Here is a 22073-nt window from a genome sequence, read left to right as displayed (position 1 = left end):
CTTCCGTTCTGGAGTCTCTCATGGCCGTTAAACTTATTTGTGCGTCGCACAGCCCATTAATGGAATTCGCTTCACCGCAAGAAAAGCATAAAGAACAAGCCGTTCGTGAAGCTTTTGCCAAACTTGCCAAAGAAGTTGAAGACTATAATCCAACGTTAATCATTACTTTTGGTCCAGACCATTTTAATGGCTTCTTCTATGACCTGATGCCAAGCTTCTGCGTGGGTATTCGTGCCAAAGCAGCAGGGGACTGGGATTACGGTAAAGACAATGACCACATTAATGTGCCTGAAGAAACAGCCCTTAATCTAGTGCGTCGTGTGTTGGATGAAGGTGTGGATGTTGCGTACTCATATCGTATGCAAGCCGATCATGGCGTGACTCAGCCATTGCATTTCCTGTGTGGCGGTCAGCTCGACCGTTATCCAACCATTCCGGTTTTCATCAATGGTGCGGCTACACCAATGCCAACGACTAAACGTACAGTGGCTTTGGGCCGTGCGGTAGGTCAGTTCATCAAGTCATTGAACCTGGAAAATGAACGTGTACTGGTACTGGGTACAGGCGGTCTTTCCCATGATCCACCAACGCCGCAAATGGGCTCAGTGCCTCCAGAAGTGGAAGAATTCTTGATTTGTGGCCGTAACCCGTCTGAAGAATCACGTAATAACCGCCAGGCAAAAATTATCGCAGTGGGTCAAAAACTGGCTGCCGGTGATAAATCTGTTGCAGTGCCGTTGAACCCTGAGTGGGATCGTGCATTGCTTGAAACTTTCAAGAAAGCAGACTTTGCGGCCATTGAAGCGATGACGGAAGCTGAAATTCGTGTCGAGGGTGGCCGTGGTGGTCAGGAAGTCCGTTCCTGGATGGCTGCTTTTGCTGCATTACATGAAGTCGGTGAGTATGAAATGACAACTCATTGCTACGAAGATATTAGTGAGTGGATTGCGGGCTTCGGCATCGTATCTGCAGAATTGAAATAAGGATTAAACCCATGAGCCAAAATGCTATCGAAACCATCGTTATCGTCGGTGCTGGTCAAGCTGGTGCTAGCGCCATTTTAGAACTCCGTGCCAACAAATACGAAGGCAAAATCATTTTGGTGGGTGATGAAACACATCTGCCTTATGAGCGTCCGCCTTTGTCTAAAGACGTGATCTTAAAGCCAGAGGAAACCAAAATCGAAATTCTGTCAGAACAAAAACTGGCAGATTTGGGTGTGGAAACCATTCGTGGCAATGGCGTGGTGAAAATCAATGCCGAGGCGAAAACGGTTGAGCTTCAAAATGGTGACCTTGTTGCTTATGACAAGTTGCTTCTTGCAACCGGTGGTGCAGCGCGCCGTTTACCGAACTTCGATGCTTTGGGCAAACACGTTTATACCCTGCGTAACCTTGAAGATTCTCAAGCGCTGGTTCCTGTGCTGCAACCGGGCCGTCGTTTGATTCTGATCGGTGGTGGTGTGATCGGTCTTGAGCTGGCATCATCGGCACGTTACAAAGACTGCCAGGTGACTGTGATTGAAATGGGTCCTATGGTCATGGGCCGTTGTTCACCACGTATCCTGAGCGAATTCCTGCTTGAGCAGCATCGTCAAAATGGTGTGGATGTACGTCTTGAAACCAAGATTGCAGACTGCAAGTTAGACGGTGAAGAAGTGGTTGTGACTCTTGAAGGTGGCGAAGAACTTCGTGCCGACGCGGTGGTTTACGGGATTGGAATTGTGCCAAATGCACAGCTTGCAGTAGATGCCGGTCTGGACGTGGATGTTGCGATTCAGGTCAATGAAAACTGCCAGACTTCAAATGCTGATATTTATGCAGCAGGTGACGTTGCGACCCAGCTTCGTGAAGATGGCCAACACCGTCGTGTTGAAACCTGGGAAAATGCCAACCTTCAGGCAGGCATTTTCGCACGTCACGTGATGGGTGTAGAGCATCCGAAAGCAAATCCGGCCTGGTTCTGGACCGATCAGCTCAATATCAACTTCCAGTTTGTGGGCGATATGGCTGCAGCTGAATGGCATATTCGCGGTGAAATGGATGCAGCCAAAGGCGCAGAAAATTCATTCGTCATGTACGGTGTGACCGATGGTCAAATCGTTGCCGGTATTACGGTCAATGCCGCGAAAGAAATGCGTCATTTGAAAAAAATGATCAGCAAAAATACCGCTTTTGAGGCAGAAAAACATCTTGATTTAAGCCTTGATTTACGCAAAGTTGCTTAAGTTTTATTGAGATATTTCTGGACAGACCTATGCTTGCATAGGTCTGTTTTTTATGCGTGGTTTAAAAAACAGCACAACCGCAATTGACGTTCATAGTCTGTTAAAACTTTGCGTAGGTAGTATTTCACTTTTGAAGGATGAGCCATACATGGCGCAAGGTGACAAAAATCCTTTGCTGAACTGAGGGTATATCCCTATACCCCAGTTCAGCGAGCGGCATCCTTGCCGCTAGTCACGATATTCTATTGGCACTGTATATTTCGAACGCCTTTATTATCAATTCTATTCAAATTCTTTTTGAGAATGATATGAAATCATCACTGCCGGTCATGGCAAGTATTTACGCTTTATTGGTATTTATCTGGGCCACTACGCCACTGGCAATTGTCTGGAGCGTGCAGGAAGTCCATCCAATGTGGGTGCTGATCATCCGCTATTTTGGCGCGTCGGTCATTGCCCTGTTCCTGTTAAAGCTGATGCGTGACCCGCTGCCTTTTGATTCGACTTCTTTGAAAAGTTATGTGGCAGGCAGCCTTAATTTAATTGGTGCGCAGCTGTTTATCTATCTGGCCGCCAATTATCTGACTTCAGGGCTAATGGCACTGATCTTCGGTTTTTCCCCTTTAATTGCAGGCCTGATCGGCCATGTGATTTTAAAAACCCAAAGGCTGATCTGGCTGCAATGGCTGGGTATGGCGATTGCGGTTTCCGGCCTGAGCTTTGTCTTTGCCGATTCTGCCGACAGTAAAATCAATCCGCTTGGTGTGGTGTTGATGCTGATTAGCATGGTGTCCTATATCAGCTCGATTTTCTGGGTCAAACAGATTAATGCTCCACTCAAACCGATGTCCCAGGCGACCGGTTCACTTATTGTTTCTGCGGTGGGTTCGCTGCTGATCATTCCGTTTATCTGGCAGCATTTTCCAACGGCTATGCCTGGCGGACGGGCGATGATTGGTTTTATCTTTACCATGATCATGTCTTCCATTGTGGCCATGCTGTGTTATTTCTGGCTGATCAAGCGTTTGAATGCCTCGACCGTGTCCTTGAGTAATGTCATGACGCCGGTGATTGCCCTGGTTTTGGGTGCCACCTTGAATAATGAACATATCAGTCCGAATGCCTTTTTCGGGATTGTGATGGTGATGTTCGGGATTGTGCTGTACTTCTGGAAAGAATGGCGCCAGCAGTATTTTTCTAAGCTGCGTTAATACAACAGGATAAAAAAGGAAGTTTAGGCTTCCTTTTTATGAGCTTGCAATCTGCGTGAATTGTGAAAATGCATCATATTTCATCACAGCGTTTCACATGAAACATCAATATACTTACTGGCGAAATAATCAACAGTTACGCTAAAAACAACAAAAGAATAAACCACGACAACAAAAACATTGAGTACTATGCAAAGAGCTATAAAAATCAAATAGATCTATTTGATAATAACAACGCTTGACAAAAAAACACCCGGGACAAATTTGAATGTCTGATTCGAATAAGATTGTGGTCTATGCAGCACTGGCAGGTAATCTGGCAATTGCACTGGTCAAGTTTGTGGCCGCCTATATCACCAACAGTTCGGCCATGTTCAGTGAAGCTATTCACTCGGTGGTAGACACACTGAACGAAATTTTGCTGCTCTATGGCATGAAAAAATCCCAGCAGCCCGCCAACTATAAGCATCCTTTTGGTTATGGTCGTGAGCTGTATTTTTGGGCTTTTATTGTGGCATTGATGGTTTTTGCACTGGGTGCGATTGTGTCGATTTATCAGGGCATACAACATGTGCTGCATCCTGAAGCAATGCTGAATCCCACTATCAACTATATTGTGCTAAGCATCGCCATTTTATGTGAAGGCACCTCCTGGCTGGTGGCCTTAAAAGCATTCCGTAAGGTGAAAGGCAAGCAAGGTTATTTCGAGGCTTTTCGACACAGCAAAGACCCCACCACCTTTACCGTACTGTTTGAAGATACTGCCGCGTTATGTGGTCTGCTGATTGCCCTGATCGGGATCTATCTGGCCCATGCCTTGAATATTCCAGAACTGGATGGCGTGGCTTCGATCCTGATTGGGATAGTATTGGCAATTTCTGCCATTTTATTGGCCCGTGAAACCAAGGGATTATTGATGGGTGAAACGGCCGATCCAAAATTGCGTAATGACATCTTGTTGATTGCGCAGGGAGATGAGGCGGTTCAGTCGGCCAATGGTGTGCTGACCGAACAGATGGGCGCGCATCAGGTGCTTGCTTCCTTAAGTCTGGAATTTGAAGACAATTTGAGTTCGGATGACATCGAAGCCTGCGTCAACAGAATTGAAGCGAAAATCAAACAGATTCATCCGGAAATTGTGGCATTGTTTATCAAACCGCAAACTAAACAGGTGTGGTTGGAACGTATGCAAGGACGTTTGGAATAAAACGTGATATATATGGCGCAGCATTCAGAATATCGGATTCTGAAGGTTGAGGTCACACTAAGAAATTGAATGGACATGAAGCAGAAGCCTGAGCAATTACACTTTCAACTCCCGACCAAATCATGCTGGTCACATACCTGGCGTCAGCCTTCATTCAAGTTTATGTATTCGAATCATCATAACGGTGATCGATTCTTCAATGCCTTGCCCAGTCCAGCAGGACGTGGACGGGCCGAGCTGATCAAATGGCTGCTCACCCGCAAGTCATCGACCTGGAATGTCGATATCAACAAAGAACATGCCGAATTCCATGCCAGCAAACGCGCCATTCCCCAGAACCGTCCCAACGCCAGTATGGATGACTGGCAAGTGTGGTTTGTGGGCCATGCAACGGTACTGTTGCAGATCGGGCCTTATAATTTATTAACCGATCCGGTCTGGTGCGAATATGCCGGCCCTGCACCGGGCAAAGGTGCCAAGCGGGTGATTCCGGCAGGCATTGCTCTGGAAGAATTGCCGACCATTCATGCGGTATTGCTCAGCCATAACCATTATGACCATATGGACCTGGCCAGCTTGCAGTGGCTGCATGAGAAATTTGCCATGCCGATTTATACCGGGCTGGGCAACGCGTGGTATTTGCCGAAAAGTTTTTATGTGCTGGAAATGGACTGGTGGCAATCGTCTTTATTGCATGAGTTAAAAATTATTTATACGCCGGCACAGCATTTTTCAGGTCGCGGCTTACGTGATCAAAACCGGGCACTCTGGGGCGGTTTTTCAGTGCTGCATGGCAAAGATCACTGTTTCTTTGCCGGAGATACCGGCTACTCACCGCATTTTAAAGAGATTCAAAACCGTTTGGGGGCACCGCGTGTCGCGCTGTTGCCGATAGGGGCGTATGAACCGCGCGAGTTGATGGGCTATACACACATGAACCCGCAGGAGGCTTTCCAGGCGCATCAGGATTTGCATTCCAAATGTTCGCTGGCCATTCATTACCGAACCTTTCAACTGACCGATGAACGTCGGGAACAACCGGAAATTGATTTAAAGATTGCCATGAAAAATACTTCCAAACTGATGACACCGTTTATCTGTGTACGGGAAGGACGGCGTCTGGTGGTTTGATTTTTTTAAGCTTGCTGTTTGCTCACATTTAAAAGTTGAATGGCAAGCATTGAAAGAACGAGCATGGCGATATTCATCACGACCGGGTTAAACGCCGTGCTGAGTTGCATAGGATCGGTGAGGGCAATCAGCCCTAATAATCCGGCTAAACCCAGAATATTCAGCTGATGCAAAATGACGGCTCTTTGCCAAAGCAGAAAACTACATCCAAATGCCATTTCAATCACGCCCGACAGGCTAACCGCCATTTTTGCCAGAGGGAGTTCTAAGCCCAGGTTCTGCCAAATGGCGATTTCTGCATGAGATTGAAACAGTATTTTGGGTATCAAACCCTGATAAATCCAAAGAACAGCAAGGGTGATTTGAATCAGTCGAAGAGGCTTTTCCAAGACGGGCTTATGATTCACGAATGGCAGGTTCCAGAATATGCGGTCTGTTCTCAGCAGTAGCGATCCTGCTTGATCAACATGCTGGAGGATTCTTGCTTGTTATGGCCTCAATATAGCATATTATTTTTAATCAGAAATATGGTCCAAAATCTCAAATCCTGATGATCTTTATCGCGAATTGATAATGCAGTTCTAAAAATTCCACTTCTGGTTGTGAAGGTTGATTAATCCTGTTTTTATTCCCGTTTTAGAATAGGCTTTTTCGATTGTTTTCATTCATATAACTTGCTTTCTATTGTCATAAAAAACAGCTATTTTGAAGATGAGTTAGAAATTTTTAACGGTTCATCACAATGATGGTTTTGTGATTAGATTTGGAGCTTAGATATGAATAATGACACACAAGCTGCAGGAAAATGTCCTTTTCACCAATCCGGTACGGATCACCGCGCTGCCCGCTCAAACCGGGATTGGTGGCCGAATGCGCTCAATCTCGACATTCTTTCTCAACACGACAAAAAAACCAATCCGCTAGATCCCGATTTCGATTATGCCAAGGCATTCAATTCACTGGACCTGGAAGCAGTGAAACAGGATTTACGCGAACTGATTAACAGCAGTCAGGACTGGTGGCCATCGGACTACGGCAGCTATATTGGCATGTTCGTGCGCACGGCCTGGCACCTGGCCGGTTCTTACCGTAAGCAGGACGGTCGCGGTGGTGCCAATACCGGTAACCAGCGTTTTGCGCCACTCAACAGCTGGCCAGATAACGTCAACACCGATAAAGGCCGCCGTCTGCTGTGGCCGATTAAACGTAAATACGGCAATAAAATTTCCTGGGGCGATCTGATCATCCTGGCCGGTACAGTGGCGTATGAAGAAGCCGGCCTGAAAACCTTTGGTTTTGGCGGTGGCCGTGAAGATATCTGGCATCCTGAAAAAGATATCAATTGGGGTGCTGAAGAGAAATGGCTGGATGCCACCAAAAACCGTTATGAAAATGACCAGGACCGTAAGTCATTGGACAATGCGCTTGCTGCGGTGCAGATGGGCCTGATTTACGTCAACCCTGAAGGTGTGGATGGTGTACAGGATCCGCTGCGTACTGCACAGGATATGCGCGTGACCTTCGACCGCATGGGCATGAATGACGAAGAAACGGTGGCATTGACGGCAGGTGGTCACACCATTGGTAAAGCGCACGGTAACGGCAAGGCTGAATTGCTGGGTAAAGATGTTGAAGGTGCGGATGTCGAATTCCAGGGCCTAGGCTGGCATAACCCTGAAGGTACGGGCAATGGCGCCAATACCATGGTCAGTGGCCTGGAAGGGGCATGGACCACGCATCCAACCAAATGGGACAATGAATTCTTCTATTTATTGTTCACCTATGAGTGGGAAAAAACCATCAGCCCGGCAGGTGCGAAACAATGGGAACCGATCAACATCAAAGAGGAAGACAAACCTGTTGATGCTCACAACCCAAATGTGCGCCGTAACCCGATGATGACCGATGCCGATATGGCGCTGAAAGTCGATCCGGAATACCGTAAAATTGCAGAGCGTTTCTACAAAGACCCTGCGTACTTCTCGGAAGTGTTTGCTCGTGCCTGGTTCAAGCTGACGCACCGTGACATGGGACCAAAATCGCGTTATTTAGGTGCCGATGTGCCGAATGAAGAGCTGATCTGGCAAGACCCGATTCCATCGGTGAACTACGTGTTGTCTGAAGCAGAAGTTGAAGAACTTAAAGCGAAACTGTTAAACAGCGGTTTAAGCACTGCCGAGTTAATCAACACCGCATGGGACAGCGCGCGTACTTTCCGTGGTTCGGACTACCGTGGCGGTGCGAACGGTGCACGTATCCGTCTCGCTCCGCAAAAAGACTGGGTGGGCAATGAACCTGAACGTCTGGCGAAAGTATTGGCGAAACTTGAAGAAATTCAGGCTGGTCTTGAGAAGAAAGTCAGCATTGCCGACCTGATTGTACTGGGCGGTACGGCTGCGGTGGAAAAAGCGGCGCAGGCTGCGGGTGTGGACATTCAAGTTCCATTCACGCCGGGACGAGGGGATGCCACTCAAGAGCAAACCGATGTCTATTCATTTGAAGACTTGTTGCCGAAACACGACGGTTTCCGTAACTGGCTAAAAGAAGACTACACTGCGCAACCTGAAGAATTGCTGTTAGACCGTGCTCAGTTACTGGGTTTAACTGCACCTGAAATGACGGTACTGGTCGGTGGTATGCGTGTACTGGGAACCAATTATGCGGGTGCGAAAGAAGGCGTGTTCACAGACCGTGAAGGCGTGTTAAGCAATGACTTCTTTGTGAACCTGACTGACATGGCATATAACTGGAAACCGGTTGACAAAAACCGTTATGAGATTGTAGACCGTGCAACGGGTACAGCGAAATGGACTGCAACACGTGTGGACCTGGTGTTCGGTTCGAACTCGATTCTGCGTTCTTATGCAGAAGTGTATGCGCAAGATGACAACAAAGAAAAATTCGTCAAAGACTTTGTTGCCGCCTGGACCAAAGTGATGAATGCAGACCGTTTTGATGTGAAGAAATAATTTGCATTGAGATGTACAAAACCGCCTTACGGCGGTTTTTTGATGGAGTAAAGAAATCCAAATTTAGGACACTTTCTTTGCAGTTCTAGCTGACCTCTCAATATTGTTTTGTACAGTTTGAGGATTACTAACTAAGGCTATTTTTTAAGAGACTTTAGCCATGAATATGTCTGAGGATCTAATTTCAGCAAATGATCTATCATTTCATTACGTTTAACTTTATCCATCTTAGAAAGAATACTTTTTAGATCGGCATTAATGGATTGATCAGTTGCTCCACGTTTACTTGCTTTTTCATACCACTCATGCCCCAATGTATATTGATGTGTTTCCATGTAAATAGCGCCTAATAATGTACATGGGCGATAATTTTCGGGAGTTATGTGATGGGCCTTAAGAGCGTGCTCAATAGCAACTTTGTATTTATGAAGGTCACGTCTTACTCCTCCAAAGGTTGTAAAGAAAGCCGATAACAAATTTTTGTCTTTAAGCTGCTTATACTCAATTTTTTCTAAAAGTTCTTCAGATTCAAAACTTGCCTGACATTTCCTTAAGTGGCTACTCGCATTGATAGCATTCCAAATGTTCTTAGTATTCTTTTTATATTCTTGTAAATAATAATTTGCTTCTAAGCGATGGAATGTATGGCGAACTTTACTAGTAAAGAATTGTTTGTCTGCTGTATTCAGCCAAACTGCTTCGACTTCAGAAAGCCTTATTTGGTTATCTAGTTTATTTAAAATTTCTGAAAGTTCTTTTGGTAATTTGTTGAGCAAATATTCATCAATATCATATTTTTTAAGTAAAGATTTTAATTTTTGTTTTGCAATATAAATGGGATCTGATTCAAATCGTTTTTGTTTTTCAATAGCTTCTTTTTTTAACGTTTCTTGAAAAATCTTTTCTTCAGCTAGTCTTTCTGCTTCAACTTTACTTATAATTTTTTTCTGAAATTCGGGCAGAAAACTATTTAACGATCTGAGAATATATTCATTAATATAAGCTTTTTCGAATTTGCTTAAGTTCAGTTTTTCTCTATATTTTTTTAAAATATCCTGTGAACGATTCGTTATAGCTAGTTCTGACTTTGACATATCTAAAAAGTACTCTTGGCATAAGGCTAAAAGTTTATTTTCAAAAGTGTGTACATCATTTTGATGAGTTTTATTTTTTACAAGTAAAGCCTTTTCCGTTACTAGGTCAGTTTTTAATTCCTGTATTTTCTTTAAATCATCGAGTTCGATGATTTTTCGTTTTTCAGCTTCAATACGTTTTTTATCTTTCTTCTCTTGAGTGAGTTTTTCTTGCTGTATTTGTCTTTCAATCACTTCTTTTTTAAATTGTTCTTGCTGGATCTTGTCTGTTTCTTGGTTTTTAAGATACTCCTTTCGTGCATGATTATTCGCCTCCTTCTTATATTGATTAAAAGATATTTTGCCTTCAATAAAATTATGTAAAGCATTAAGGTTTTGGCGAATTAGATAGTTTTTTTCGGGTAAAGAGAGACTATCATTTTGTTTCATTTTTAATTTTTGAATGATTTTATGAAGCATACTATGTGGAATCATTGAGCTCTCAATGTGATCTAAATAGTAAAATGAAGCATCTTTTTTCATATCATCAATAAATTGTTGATGCTTTTGGGCATCCTCAATAGATATTTTCCCTCGATAAGTAGAGCGGTAAGTATTTTTAATCAATTTAGGTCTAGCCATCTCAAGTATGTTCTAATGAGTATTTTCAGTATTAAATAATTTTTTTCCTAATCAGTAAACCTATCTTTTTGATAAAAATATGATAAAAATCATATCTAAAGTAATTTATATCAAATAGATTGCCAAATACTATTTTCAAGTTGTCGCCACGCTCCAAACTCAGGCTCTATCAATAACGTCTGCGACACAAAGCCATAACATACCCGTTGTACATTTAAACTCATCCGTTTCAGTTGTTCAGTATCTTCCATAAAAGGTGAAAGAATGCTTTGCCACATCTGCACCATCATCTCATAACTTTTACGATAACTTTCAATATTGGAAATCTGCCGTTCCAGCAAAAAAGTCTGCGCCCATAAGAACTGCTGTGCCTGAATCTGCTCAAGCTGGTAATGAATCACCTGTTTTAAATAATCATCCAGAGCCATATCTGTGGATAACTTGATCAGGCTTTGTGCATAAGTTTTTAAGTCCTCGGCATTGTTTTTCACATGTCTGTGAATGGTCAGCGCAATCAAATCTTCCTTTTTGGAAAAATATTCATAAAACGTACCCAAACCCACACCGGCCAAATCGGTAATCTCCCGAATGGTAATGTCATGTGCAGCACGCTCATGCAAAAGCCGAACAAAACTGTCCTGCAAGGCTTCCTGAGTCAGCTTGGCCCGTGACTGGCGTGGCTTACGCCGTACCTGTATCTGTGGATTTTTCATAAAAAATTAGACTCAATAAAGCCGAACATGCTGTGGCGAATTTTTCTCTATACTGGAATGAAAAGCCCAGAACAACAAGCAGGAAATATAGACGATGAATACATCGAATCAGACATGGATGACCCATCAAATCAGCAACCAGTTTGATGAACTGCAAGATTACAATTTATTTTCATCCGATACGGTTTTACATGAAATATTGAAGCGTTATGGCAGCCATGATCAAGCAACCTTGTGTGATATGGGCAAAGTGGTCGGCTCCGCCGAATATTATCAATATGCCGATTTAGCCAATAAGCACACGCCCATTCTGCATGCCTTCGATACACGCGGTCGCCGTAAAGATTACATTCAGTTTCATCCTGCCTGGCACAAATGGATGGAGCTAAACCGCAAATTTGACAGCCATGCACATCCATTTAACCATGCTGCATCTTCCTCCAAATGGGTGGAGTGGGCAGCGCGTTTTTACTTAAGCGGACAGGTCGAATGCGGCAGTCTGTGTCCAACATCGATGACGCTTGGCAGCATTCCCTTAATGCAGCGTGAACCTGAACTGTGGGCCAAAATTGGCGAAAAATTATTATCCACCGAATATGATGAACGTGACCTGCCGATTGCCCAGAAAAAATCGATCTGGCTGGGCATGGGCATGACCGAAAAGCAGGGCGGTTCCGATGTGCGGGCCAATGAAACCCTAGCTGTTCCTGTCGCTGAATCAGGCCGGGGTAAGGCCTATTTACTGACCGGGCATAAATGGTTTTTCTCCGCGCCGATGTGTGATGCTCATCTGGTCGTCGCGAAAACCGAGCAGGATGGCTTGGCCTGTTTCTTTGTGCCGCGCTGGCTGGAAGATGGCACAAAAAATAATATTCATGTGCAGCGACTAAAAGAAAAAGTCGGCAACCGCAGTAATTCCAGTTCCGAAGTCGAATTTAAAGAGGCCTGGGGCATCATGATGGGTGAGGCAGGGCGTGGTATTCCGACCATTATTGAAATGGCCAATTACACCCGCCTGACCTGTTCTGTGGGCAGTACCGCCATGCTGCGTCAGGCTTTAGTGCAATGTATTGCCTATACCCGTCAACGCAAAGCCTTTGGCAAACATTTAGCCGAACAGCCGTTGATGCAAGCAGTACTCGCGGATTTAGCCCTGGAAACCGAAGCCGCGATGCATTTAAGTTTTCATCTGGCGCATTGTTATGAAACTGACGATGCCCTGTCTTTGACATGGAAAAGAATCATGACCCCGGCTTCCAAGTTCTGGATCTGCAAGCGTGCTGTTGAATTGACTGGCGAGATGATGGAGGTGTTTGGCGGCAATGGCTATGTCGATAACGGCATCATGGCGCGTATTTTTAAAGAAGCCCCGGTGAATACCATTTGGGAAGGGTCGGGCAATGTCATGTGCCTCGATGTATTGCGTGCAATCAGTCGTGAACCTGAATCGATTGAGCTATTGTTTAAAGATCTGGCATCAACTGCATTAGAAGATGAAACCTTGAAAAATGAATTACAAAGCCTGTTCAAACTGTTGCAGCAATCTGCTGATGACTTGCAGTTTATGGGGCGTAGTCTGGTCAGCCGTCTGGTCATTTTGGCTCAAGCTGTTTTATTGAAACGTTATGCACCGGACTATGTGGCGGATGCTTTTATTCAAACGCGCTATAGCGAATTTCATGGCCGAGTGGTAGGTATGCTTGCTGCGCAGCAGGTTGATGTGGAACGGGTACTGGAAAGGGCGTTGGCTAAAGAAAAATAATTTTTATACCTCTCCCTTACCCTCTCCTAAAAGGCATAGGTATCTACACAAATCCCGAGCTTTGCGTTAAATTGAAGAGCATGCTCTTCAATTTAACATCTCTGGCTTAGATCAGCGTCTGGTTAAACGCTATAACAGCCTTGTAAAGCTCAATATGAATCCTCTCGCTTCACTTGCTCCCGCAATCAAAGACCTGGCTTCTGCCCAAAAGTCGAGTTTCGCAACGACACAAGCAGTCTGGCGATTCCTGAATAATGACAAGATTTCTTTTAGCCAGTTAAACCAGCCGATTGAACAGCTTGCATGTGAGCAGATCAACTCGTCACAGCATCGCTATGCATTGATCGTTCATGACTGGTCTCAGCTGCAATATGTAAAACACAATCATAAAACCCAAAGGCTTCAAAGAACCCATCAGTATGATTCAGGCTATGAGTTGCAAACCAGTCTACTGGTTGATGCAGCCTCGGGACTGCCCATTGCTCCGCTGGCCCAGACGCTATCAGATGCCTCCGGCTGCTATTCCACATTCAATGAACACCATACTGGGCGTAAACCGCATTTAGATTCCCTTGCTGAACAAATTCAAAAAGTTGAACACTTTCCTCTTGAGAAAACCTGCGTACATATCATTGACCGTGAAGGTGACTCGATTGCTCACCTGAGGGAGTTAAGCGGTCATGGTTTTCAATGGCTCATTCGAGCAAAGGAAGGAAATCGGATTGAGCATCACGGTAAAATATGCAAAGTTGCAGAAGTCGCAGAACGGGTAGAAACGCAGCAGGTTCAGCCGATTTCTTATAAGGGTAATCAACACATGCTTCATGTTGGAGAAACCGATGTTCGGCTCACCCGTGCAGCAAAACCAAAGAAAAAAGATGATTCAGGCCAACGGGTTGCTCCCCAGCCAGGTGAAGCGATTGCAGCAAGATTAATTGTTGCAGTGGTTAAAGATGCTCAGGATAAAACCGTCGCAAGATGGTCACTGATCAGCAACGTTCTTTCAGAGATTGATGCGGTAGAGCTGACGATCTGGTATTACTGGCGCTGGACGATTGAGTGCTATTTCAAGCTGCTCAAGCATGCAGGCCATGATATTGAAGCATGGCTTCAGACTACCCCTGAAGCGATTTTAAGGCGATTGCTGATTAGCTGTATGGCATGTGTGCTGACGTGGAGAGTACAACGCTGTACGGATGAAAAAAATAAGCAAGTCCGTGCATTTCTGACTCGTCTATCAGGCAGACAGCAGAAAAGAGGCAAGATAGAAAGTGCGCCTGCCATCTTGGCAGGACTTTCGATTTTACTGAATACCCTTCAACTGCTCTCAGAATATTCAATAGATGAACTGAATGAAATTGCAACCATTGCATTAGGTGCCTAAAGATGTGTAGATACCTATGCCTAAAAGGAGAGGGGATTTTCATTTTGAATTGACGATTCATTTATACATTAGCCAGATCTCTATTCGCTTCCCTGAATTCTACTTTGCTAAGGCTTGCACAAGCATAAGGTTGAAACTGCAAAATTTATATTCATTTAAGAAAACCTATTTAACATGTCATTATGAAATTTTGATTTTCATTACCTGTATGTACCAAAAAATTAAACAATGGGCCAAAACCATCAAAAAAGATGTTCTGGTGGTTTGGCTGGTGGCTAAAGACCAGTGCACACCTGTCTGGATCAAAATACTGGCGCTGATTGTTGCGGCATATGTGCTATCGCCGATTGACCTGATTCCCGATTTTATTCCGGTGCTGGGCTATCTGGATGATATTATTATTGTGCCCTTGGGACTGTTATTGGTGATCAAGCTGACACCACAAGAAATTCTAGACGATTGCAGAATTCGTGCCTCGCTATTGGCAGAATGGCCGGTCAACCGTTGGGCGGCAGGGGTGATTATTTTAATCTGGCTGCTTTTTTTGGCCTATTTGACCATGCATTTTTTAAATATGCAGAAATTGTAATAGCTGGGTAGATAAAGACTGAAAATATAAGATTAAGTATTTGAAATAGTTAATTTTTATATAAAATGTATCTCGCTGCAAAAACCGCTTGAATTCTGTACAAAAAAGCGTAATATCAGCTTGCTGTCCAATCCGGATGGTACATGAAAACAGGTGAGTAAAATGGCAAAGAAAAAAGCACTGCCAGAAGTGGTGATTCACAACTTTGTGGCAAAACACATGCATGAGGTCAACAAAAGCCAGGTGTTTGTAGACCGCAAGAAAAATGCAAAACGTGGCTATGACAAGCACAAAAAAGGGAGATACTCAAATGATTATCTCCCTTTTTCTTGCACGGTATTTGCTGTGCTATAACCCCATTTTAAGCACCCAAAATACGGGTTGCAGATTTCACCATATCCCCCAGACCATGGGTCTTGAAGTAATATTCCATCCAGCTTTTCACCATTAGTGGGTTACTCATTTTTAATACACGTTCCAGCTGTTCCTGGGCATCGGTCATAGGGACATGGCAAATGGCTTTACGCACCCGCAAAATATTGCTTGAACTCATCGACAGGGTATTAAAGCCCATCGCCATCAATAGTACCGCTGCCAATGGGTCGCCAGCCATTTCTCCACAAATGCTCACCGGTTTATCATATTTATGACATTCCTGAACCAAGCGGGTTAAAGCGCGTAAAATAGCCGGATGGAAGTGCGAGTAGACATTGGCAACCCGAGGGTTATTGCGGTCAACCGCCAGTAAATACTGGGTCAAGTCATTTGAACCGACCGAGAAAAAATCTACCAGTTCGGAAAACTCTTCAATCTGTAACAGCACACTCGGAACTTCAACCATAATGCCAATTTTGGGCTTGGTAATTTTGACCTGTTCTTCCTCCTGCACTGCGGTCCAGTCACGGTCCAGCAGATAGAGGGCTTCTTCCACTTCACTGACACTGGTGATCATGGGCAGTAAAATGTGCAGGTTATTCAATCCAATACTGGCTTTGAGCATGGCACGAATCTGGGCAGAAAAAATTTCTGGATGATCCAGGGTAAAACGGATACCGCGCCAGCCCAGCGCCGAGTTTTCTTCTTCAATCGAGAAATACGGTAAATCTTTATCTGCACCAATGTCGAGGGTACGCATCACCACAGGTTTATTGGCAAAGTGGCTGAGTTGCTGGCGGTAAATGGCACGCTGTTCTTCTTCGCCAGGGAAGCGGTCACGCAGCATAAACGGAATTTCAGAGCGGTATAAACCGACGCCTTTGGCACCACGCTGTACGCCGCGAACGACATCAATCATTAAACCCGTATTGACAAACAGTTTGACTGCAACGCCATCTGGGGTGATGGCATCTTTGGTTTCGTATTGCTTTAAGTCTTTCGCCAGCTGTTCTTCTTCTTTCTGGATTTCTTTATAGCGGGTACGCAAACGGCGCGGTGGATTGATAAACACACGTCCCTGATGGGCATCGACAATCATCTCGACATCATCCAGGGTATTGATTGGCAGTTCAGTCACACCGACCACAGTTGGAATGCCCAGGGCACGTGCCACAATCACCATATGTGAATTCATGGCACCTTCGGTAGTGACAATTGCGGCAATTTTATCCACCGGTAATTCAACCAGTGCCGCGGTTGAAATGTCTTCCCCGATCAGAATGCTTTCATCGGTCAGTTCCCGATGGCTGGCATCGGCTTCCTGCAAAAAGGCCAGAATACGACGCCCTAGATCTTTCAGGTCGGACACACGTTCGCGTAAATAGTCATCTTCCATTTGTGCAAACAGGGCAATGTGATTATCAATGACAATACGTACAGCACCCTGTGCCCAGTTCCCATCGCGGATTTCAGCCTTAATTTCAGCAGGCAGGGAGTTTTCATCCAGCATGCGCAAAAACACGCTGAATAAAGCCCGTTCCTCAGCCATTAAGGCATCCTGCATTTTTTCATCCAGTGCCTGAATTTCCTGACGCACGGCATTTAATGCGGCATCCAGAAGAGCCAGTTCTTCACTGATGTCATCTGCTTCGCGATCAGGCACAGCAGCCAGATCGGCAGGCGGATAGAGAATTACGGCACGCCCTAAAGCAATCCCGCCTGAACCGGAAACGCCCTGAAAAGTTTTATAAGCAGGCAAATTGCTTGGCTTGCGGAACACATCGATATTACCCACGGCATGAGCATGGGCAATCACACCGGACAGCTGGGCACACAGGGTGACCAGGAATGATTCCGCTGCTTCGCTAAAATCTTGCGGTTCCTTATTTTGCACCACCAATACGCCCATCACCTTGCGGCGGTACATCACCGGAACACCGAGGAAGGAATTATAAATTTCTTCTCCGGTTTCCGGCAGGTACATAAAGCGTTCATGCTTTGGTGCATTATCCAGATTGACGATTTCTTCGCGTTGTCCCACCAGTCCCACCAGACCTTCGCTGGTATGTAAGGAGACATGTCCCACAGCTTCAGGATTTAACCCTTTAGAAGCCATAAGCAGATAACGCTGGTTTCGTTCATCCAGCAGATAAATGGAGCAGACATCCACGTGCATGGCTTCAGCAACCTGATTGACCATGATGTCGAGTGACTCATGCAAACTGGTGGACGCATTGATTTCTTGCACAATGCGTCTTAAGGTGTCCAGTTGCATATTCGACATAAAATCTGCTCCAAAATAAGTTTAAAACTGTTTTTATTTATAACAACATGCTACTAAAAAATCTGCATTTTCATGCAATTTTTTCGAGCTAGAGCGAGGGTAACTGCTGACACAGTTCCACCATCGCCCTCCGGTATACATCGCGTTTAAAATTCACGACCTGACCCAATGGGTACCAATAACTTACCCATTGCCACTGGTCAAACTCGGGTGGGTCTGACAGGTCCAGCTGAATATGCTTTGCTGGCGCTGTCAGCCGGAGTAAAAACCACTTCTGTTTTTGACCAATACACACCGGGTCCGAATCCGGACGTATATATCTTTGCGGCAAACGATAACGCAGCCAACCTTTTGTTTGCGCTACAATTTGAACATGTTCGGGCAATAAGCCAACTTCTTCTCTCAGCTCACGATAAAGTGCCTGTTCGGGGGATTCTCCAAACTGGATCCCTCCTTGCGGAAATTGCCAAGCATTGTGTCCAATGCGTTTTGCCCATAAAACTTGTCCAATGTCGTTTGCCAAAATGATCCCGACATTCGGTCGGAAACCTTCTGAGTCGATCATTTGGCTACCTAAATTTTCTGTAATGTATGGCTTTTTGTTCGGGGATTGTTATTTCTATATCCATCTCGAAAAAAAGCACAGCTTAAATGTTAAAAATTGCTATGATCTTAACGAATTTCTATCGACTAGCGGAGATAGATTTACAATTTTTTTCTTAAATTTCAGTTTTTACGAGTATTTTCATGAAATTGGCTTTATTTGACCTCGACCACACCTTATTAAATACCGATTCAGATTATTCATGGGGTGAGTTTTTAGTAAACGAGGGTTTAGTCGATCCAATCCGACACCGTCAAATGAATGACAAATTTTATGAGGACTATAAAGCAGGGCAACTTGACCCGATTGCCTATAACGAATTCGTCTTTGAATTTTTAACCCAGCATGATAATGATTATTTGACTGAATTACATGAATTATTCATGAAAAAGGTTATTCGTCCACAAATGCGCCCAGAAGGTTTTGCTGCCATTCAAAAACACCGTGATGCAGGACACGAGCTGGTCGGGATTACCGCAACCTCCGATTTTATTACGGCACCGATTTTTCACGAGTTTGGTATTACTGAAATTATTGCCACCAATGCAGAAGTGGTGGATGGCAAATATACCGGTAAAGTCATCAATACTGCGTGTTATCAAAAAGGTAAATTGATCCGTCTGGAACAATGGCTGCAAGGGCGCGATATTGATGAGTCATGGGCGTATTCAGATTCATTCAATGACCGTTTCTTGCTGGAATATGCCGACCATGCCATTGTGGTCAATCCGGATGAGCGTTTAGAGGCTTTGGCCAAAGCACAAAACTGGGAAATTCAGGACTGGTCAATTTAGGCAATTTGTTTTGACGGAGGGGAGAGCCTACGGAATAGGGCGGTTCTCTCCACTTTAATCGTGAAAAATAAAAAATGGATTGCACCGAAATCCTTGCATGTTGGAAGAGGGTTGCTACCGATCTGCTGAACCGGGTTGACGGGGTTATATATCGACTAAGGGACGATAAAATAAGCCTTACCATGAGTATGCCTTTGCCGTATATTAGAATGAAAGCACAAGGGTAAAAAACAAAATTTATTGTTTGAAATTGAATAAGAACAGGAGATCAAAATGAGCCAAACACGTCCAAGAATGACCAATCTTTTTGAGCAGTTAGGATTAGATTCCAGTGAAGAGGCGATTGCCCTGTTTATTGCTACGCATCAACTCAATGCCCAGACCCAGATTACCGAAGCCGAATATTGGACCGAAGCGCAGCGCCAGTTTTTGGCAGAAAAAATCAAGTCCGATGGTTCATGGGCGATTATTGTTGACCAGTTGAATGAATCGCTGCATGAAGATTCAGTGATCCGATAAAGAGCAAAGCGAAATAAAGCTACAATCAAAAAATGTTTAATATTAGATTTTCTTAAATCAGCACGGCCTCATTTGATTGATTTAGTTTTTTTGCCTTCGCGTAGGCAATCTTTTTACTTTTGAAAGGTCAAAAGTAAACAAAAACCTTTTGTTTCCCATACACGACATCCTTGTCGTGATGGGAAATGTGTGGCATCCATGCCACACTCATGAATCTAATACCGACTTTGAATTTCAAAGATGATTTATGAAAGAAGTCTAATCTCTTAAATGACCGGAGTTAATCAACAGATTTGTCTTTTTACTAAGAATTTACCTGACCCGTTTCCATAAGGTGACTTGGGATAGGGTATGTTGATATTTACGCGCGGTTTCACGAATCACAAATGCCACATCCTGAGGTTCATCCAGCATTTCGAAATGCGCTTGCAACAGTTCCGTAATACCTTGCAGCGTACTAAAGTTTTCCGCATTTTTCTTAAAGCCCCCGAGCCATTTAGCACGTGCAGTATGTTCTTCTAGCCAGGTATAGGGGGAGGCCAGCATTAAAATCCCGCCCAGTTTTAAACGCTGATGGATTTCGGCTAAGAAATCTTTGGGATGATGCAGGCGGTCAATTAAATTTGCAGCCAGAATAAAATCATAATTGCTAAAATGAGGCTTTAAATTGCAGGCATCGGCCTGGAAAAAATCGACTTTATGCGAAAGCTGATCTAAGCCTAACTCTTTTAAGTTGCAGGCTTTATATTCCACCAGTTCCCCTTCAATCGGCAGGGTGTAGCGTAGCGTTTCTCCTTGCGCCAGCTGTACCGCCTGCTGAATAAAGCGTGCGGAAAAGTCCAGGCCTGTGACCTGATCAAAATAAGCTGTCAGTTCAAAGCTGGCCCGACCCGTAGCACAACCGATATCCAATGCCTTCTCGGTAGTAATATTCTTAAAATAGGGGTGTGCAATATTGATCAGGCTTTGGGCAAAATTGGGCACGTTAAAATAGTCTGCGCCGTACTGAAATTCCAGATATTGCGAGATCATCTGGTCCGTTTCATACTGCGACTGAAACTGCTGAGGCTCTTGAGAAGCAGCGACATAACGGAATCCGGCATGCTGGAAAAAATGCCGGCGGAAAGCATAACGTGAGCTGTGTAAAGCCTCATTGCCGGCAGAAATCCAGGAACCGCCTTTGATTAAATTATGTTGCCCGTCAAAGGTTGGGGTGCTGAAATCATCATAGATAGGATGTACCTGAAAACCGTCAAAAGGGTAAATTGGAGTTTCAGTCCATTGCCAGACATTGCCCTGAATATCAAAAAAATCACCCTGCTGAAAATGATTGACCGGGCAGGGACTGGTTCCATATTTCAGTTCGAGATTGGCCTGTTCAGGACTGGGCAGATCAGGATGCAACCCGGCCACATCATACAGCCGGTACCACTCATCTTCTGTGGGCAAGCGAATGCTTTGGCCGGTTTTCTCGGCTTTCCAGTGACAGAAAGCTTTGGCTTCAAGATAATTCACTTCTACCGGCCAGTCCCAAGGCATGGAAATTTCTTCCAGCATCAAACGCAGTGACCAGCCTGAAGATGTTTTTCGCCAAAAGCTGGGATGCTGGGCTTGAGAAAATTTCAGCCAGGCCTGTCCTTCTGCTGTCCAGTAACGGTCAGAGGCATAACCGCCATCTTCCACAAAACTCAAGAATTCCTGATTGGAAACCAGATATTGTGAAGCCTCAAAAGCAGCCACATCCGCCTGATGCCGGCCATATTCATTGTCCCAGCCATAAAAGTTGCTGTCGAAAGTCTTGTTCAGGTTGACCTGTCCTGTAGGAACAGCAATCAGGGCATTTCCCGGCGCAACTCCAGTCATAAGCTCGGCACGCCACTGCGGATGGTTGTATACATAGTCCAGCTGCTGCTGGCGAATCAGGACCGAGGAGGTTTCAAGATGAATCCGTTCATGTTCAATGCCCATGAGGATCGACCACCACGGATGGTTCCAGTTCAAAGGTAACGTCAGGGGGGCATGCTCAATCAGATTCAGGACCAGTGTCCGTACCTGGCCACGATAAGCCCGGACTTCTTCTACACTCGGCCAGTCATAATGCTGCTCATTCAGGTCGTCCCAGCTCATTTCATCGACCCCGACAGCAAAAATGCTTTCCAGCTCTGGGTTCAAACGTGCGTGAATCAGTTTGCTCAAAAGCAGTTTATTAATAAAAAAGGTCGCCGTATGACCAAAATAAAAAATCAGCGGATGGCGTAAAGAAATGGGTCGAAGGTAATAGGCTTCATCATTTTTCAGGCAGTCAAACAGCAATTCATAACTGTCAAAAGTATTCAGGAAATATTCACGCAAAGTATGTCGCGCAGTCGCTTCATCAGCAAAATTTAAATTGGGAGTAGGCAGCAGCGTAACTTTCGCATTTTGCCACATGCCGGAATCATGAGAAGAGGCCAAAGATTGGTCTTTTTGAGATAGTACAGATAATGAATCCCTTAACATACGGCCACACTCCATCGATTTCTTTTATACCTTTAAAACATCATGTTTTATTGGTTTTATTTAAAAGTACTCGAAAGCTGTGCCACTGTA

At 44.6% G+C, this 22073-nt stretch carries 18 protein-coding genes; 12 read left to right on the top strand and 6 right to left on the bottom strand.

The features are described from left to right. Positions 1-20 precede the first annotated feature (20 nt). The 5 genes from E0H88_RS01790 to E0H88_RS01770 all read left to right on the top strand — a co-directional run bounded on the left by E0H88_RS01790 (position 21) and on the right by E0H88_RS01770 (position 5776). Positions 21-983 carry a 3-carboxyethylcatechol 2,3-dioxygenase gene (locus tag E0H88_RS01790; protein WP_131272883.1) on the top strand — a complete coding sequence of 321 codons (963 nt, stop codon included), beginning with the start codon at positions 21-23 and terminating at the stop codon, positions 981-983. 11 nt (positions 984-994) lie between these two features. Then, the gene (hcaD, locus tag E0H88_RS01785; RefSeq protein ID WP_131272882.1) at positions 995-2227 is read left to right on the top strand and encodes a 3-phenylpropionate/cinnamic acid dioxygenase ferredoxin--NAD(+) reductase subunit; all 1233 of its coding nucleotides are present in this window, start codon (positions 995-997) and stop codon (positions 2225-2227) included. A 308-nt stretch (positions 2228-2535) separates the two neighbouring features. Continuing rightward, a complete protein-coding gene (locus E0H88_RS01780; protein WP_131272881.1) occupies positions 2536-3438 on the top strand; it encodes a DMT family transporter in 903 nt (300 codons plus the stop codon). A 268-nt stretch (positions 3439-3706) separates the two neighbouring features. Then, a complete protein-coding gene (locus E0H88_RS01775; protein WP_131272880.1) occupies positions 3707-4645 on the top strand; it encodes a cation diffusion facilitator family transporter in 939 nt (312 codons plus the stop codon). A 75-nt stretch (positions 4646-4720) separates the two neighbouring features. Next, complete coding sequence (locus E0H88_RS01770) at positions 4721-5776, top strand: MBL fold metallo-hydrolase (protein WP_131272879.1); 1056 nt, start codon at positions 4721-4723, stop codon at positions 5774-5776. A gap of 5 nt (positions 5777-5781) precedes the next feature. On the opposite strand, the gene E0H88_RS01765 is transcribed toward E0H88_RS01770, so the two are convergent. After that, the gene (locus tag E0H88_RS01765; RefSeq protein ID WP_131272878.1) at positions 5782-6183 is read right to left on the bottom strand and encodes a DoxX-like family protein; all 402 of its coding nucleotides are present in this window, start codon (positions 6181-6183) and stop codon (positions 5782-5784) included. 369 nt (positions 6184-6552) lie between these two features. Between E0H88_RS01765 and katG the strand changes: the two genes are divergently transcribed. Beyond that, the gene (gene katG, locus E0H88_RS01760; RefSeq protein WP_131272877.1) at positions 6553-8745 is read left to right on the top strand and encodes a catalase/peroxidase HPI; all 2193 of its coding nucleotides are present in this window, start codon (positions 6553-6555) and stop codon (positions 8743-8745) included. A gap of 137 nt (positions 8746-8882) precedes the next feature. Here the strand turns inward: katG and E0H88_RS01755 are convergent, their stop codons facing one another. After that, a complete protein-coding gene (locus E0H88_RS01755) occupies positions 8883-10460 on the bottom strand; it encodes a hypothetical protein (protein ID WP_131272876.1) in 1578 nt (525 codons plus the stop codon). A 110-nt stretch (positions 10461-10570) separates the two neighbouring features. Continuing rightward, positions 10571-11173 (bottom strand): TetR/AcrR family transcriptional regulator, encoded by a 603-nt coding sequence (locus tag E0H88_RS01750; RefSeq protein ID WP_131272875.1) that lies wholly within the window; start codon positions 11171-11173, stop codon positions 10571-10573. Positions 11174-11267: 94 nt separating this feature from the next. On the opposite strand from E0H88_RS01750, the gene E0H88_RS01745 reads away from it, so the two are divergent. The 4 genes from E0H88_RS01745 (at position 11268) to E0H88_RS01730 (ending at position 15262) form a co-directional block, all read left to right on the top strand. Then, a complete protein-coding gene (locus E0H88_RS01745; RefSeq protein WP_131272874.1) occupies positions 11268-12935 on the top strand; it encodes an acyl-CoA dehydrogenase family protein in 1668 nt (555 codons plus the stop codon). Positions 12936-13089: 154 nt separating this feature from the next. Beyond that, positions 13090-14319 (top strand): transposase, encoded by a 1230-nt coding sequence (locus E0H88_RS01740; RefSeq protein WP_131272873.1) that lies wholly within the window; start codon positions 13090-13092, stop codon positions 14317-14319. Between the two features lie 208 nt (positions 14320-14527). Further along, positions 14528-14908 (top strand): YkvA family protein, encoded by a 381-nt coding sequence (locus E0H88_RS01735; protein ID WP_131272872.1) that lies wholly within the window; start codon positions 14528-14530, stop codon positions 14906-14908. A 162-nt stretch (positions 14909-15070) separates the two neighbouring features. After that, a complete protein-coding gene (locus E0H88_RS01730) occupies positions 15071-15262 on the top strand; it encodes a DUF7230 family protein (protein WP_092819084.1) in 192 nt (63 codons plus the stop codon). A 7-nt stretch (positions 15263-15269) separates the two neighbouring features. On the opposite strand, the gene ptsP is transcribed toward E0H88_RS01730, so the two are convergent. Both ptsP and E0H88_RS01720 read right to left on the bottom strand, forming a co-directional pair. Then, entirely contained in the window at positions 15270-17567 is a 2298-nt protein-coding gene (gene ptsP / locus E0H88_RS01725; protein ID WP_131272871.1) for a phosphoenolpyruvate--protein phosphotransferase, read from the bottom strand. Between the two features lie 88 nt (positions 17568-17655). Beyond that, a complete protein-coding gene (locus E0H88_RS01720) occupies positions 17656-18132 on the bottom strand; it encodes an RNA pyrophosphohydrolase (RefSeq protein ID WP_086195300.1) in 477 nt (158 codons plus the stop codon). A 182-nt stretch (positions 18133-18314) separates the two neighbouring features. Here E0H88_RS01720 and E0H88_RS01715 point away from each other — a divergent pair, with 182 nt between their 5' ends. Both E0H88_RS01715 and E0H88_RS01710 read left to right on the top strand, forming a co-directional pair. Then, the gene (locus tag E0H88_RS01715; protein WP_086195301.1) at positions 18315-18965 is read left to right on the top strand and encodes an HAD family hydrolase; all 651 of its coding nucleotides are present in this window, start codon (positions 18315-18317) and stop codon (positions 18963-18965) included. Positions 18966-19238: 273 nt separating this feature from the next. Beyond that, positions 19239-19484: a DUF2789 family protein gene (locus E0H88_RS01710; protein WP_092819081.1), complete on the top strand. Its 246-nt coding sequence runs from the start codon at positions 19239-19241 to the stop codon at positions 19482-19484. Between the two features lie 312 nt (positions 19485-19796). Here the strand turns inward: E0H88_RS01710 and ovoA are convergent, their stop codons facing one another. Then, complete coding sequence (gene ovoA / locus E0H88_RS01705) at positions 19797-21983, bottom strand: 5-histidylcysteine sulfoxide synthase (protein WP_252151964.1); 2187 nt, start codon at positions 21981-21983, stop codon at positions 19797-19799. Between the last annotated feature and the right edge of the window lie 90 nt (positions 21984-22073).

The sequence above is a fragment of the Acinetobacter sp. ANC 4216 genome (assembly GCF_004331195.1).
GTDB classification, from domain to species: domain Bacteria; phylum Pseudomonadota; class Gammaproteobacteria; order Pseudomonadales; family Moraxellaceae; genus Acinetobacter; species Acinetobacter kookii.
The sequence above is the reverse complement of the archived record's forward strand: the minus strand, read 5'-3'. Positions and strand labels throughout refer to the sequence as shown.

Excerpts from the sequence above, each read along its gene's own strand:
- E0H88_RS01790 (WP_131272883.1), top strand. The coding sequence starts at position 21 with ATGGCCGTTAAACTTATTTGTGCGTCGCACAGCCCATTAATGGAATTC.
- hcaD (WP_131272882.1), top strand. The coding sequence starts at position 995 with ATGAGCCAAAATGCTATCGAAACCATCGTTATCGTCGGTGCTGGTCAA.
- E0H88_RS01780 (WP_131272881.1), top strand. The coding sequence starts at position 2,536 with ATGAAATCATCACTGCCGGTCATGGCAAGTATTTACGCTTTATTGGTA.
- E0H88_RS01775 (WP_131272880.1), top strand. The coding sequence starts at position 3,707 with ATGTCTGATTCGAATAAGATTGTGGTCTATGCAGCACTGGCAGGTAAT.
- E0H88_RS01770 (WP_131272879.1), top strand. The coding sequence starts at position 4,721 with ATGAAGCAGAAGCCTGAGCAATTACACTTTCAACTCCCGACCAAATCA.
- katG (WP_131272877.1), top strand. The coding sequence starts at position 6,553 with ATGAATAATGACACACAAGCTGCAGGAAAATGTCCTTTTCACCAATCC.
- E0H88_RS01755 (WP_131272876.1), bottom strand. The coding sequence starts at position 10,460 with ATGGCTAGACCTAAATTGATTAAAAATACTTACCGCTCTACTTATCGA.
- E0H88_RS01750 (WP_131272875.1), bottom strand. The coding sequence starts at position 11,173 with ATGAAAAATCCACAGATACAGGTACGGCGTAAGCCACGCCAGTCACGG.
- E0H88_RS01745 (WP_131272874.1), top strand. The coding sequence starts at position 11,268 with ATGAATACATCGAATCAGACATGGATGACCCATCAAATCAGCAACCAG.
- E0H88_RS01740 (WP_131272873.1), top strand. The coding sequence starts at position 13,090 with ATGAATCCTCTCGCTTCACTTGCTCCCGCAATCAAAGACCTGGCTTCT.
- E0H88_RS01735 (WP_131272872.1), top strand. The coding sequence starts at position 14,528 with ATGTACCAAAAAATTAAACAATGGGCCAAAACCATCAAAAAAGATGTT.
- E0H88_RS01730 (WP_092819084.1), top strand. The coding sequence starts at position 15,071 with ATGGCAAAGAAAAAAGCACTGCCAGAAGTGGTGATTCACAACTTTGTG.
- ptsP (WP_131272871.1), bottom strand. The coding sequence starts at position 17,567 with ATGTCGAATATGCAACTGGACACCTTAAGACGCATTGTGCAAGAAATC.
- E0H88_RS01720 (WP_086195300.1), bottom strand. The coding sequence starts at position 18,132 with ATGATCGACTCAGAAGGTTTCCGACCGAATGTCGGGATCATTTTGGCA.
- E0H88_RS01715 (WP_086195301.1), top strand. The coding sequence starts at position 18,315 with ATGAAATTGGCTTTATTTGACCTCGACCACACCTTATTAAATACCGAT.
- E0H88_RS01710 (WP_092819081.1), top strand. The coding sequence starts at position 19,239 with ATGAGCCAAACACGTCCAAGAATGACCAATCTTTTTGAGCAGTTAGGA.
- ovoA (WP_252151964.1), bottom strand. The coding sequence starts at position 21,983 with ATGTTAAGGGATTCATTATCTGTACTATCTCAAAAAGACCAATCTTTG.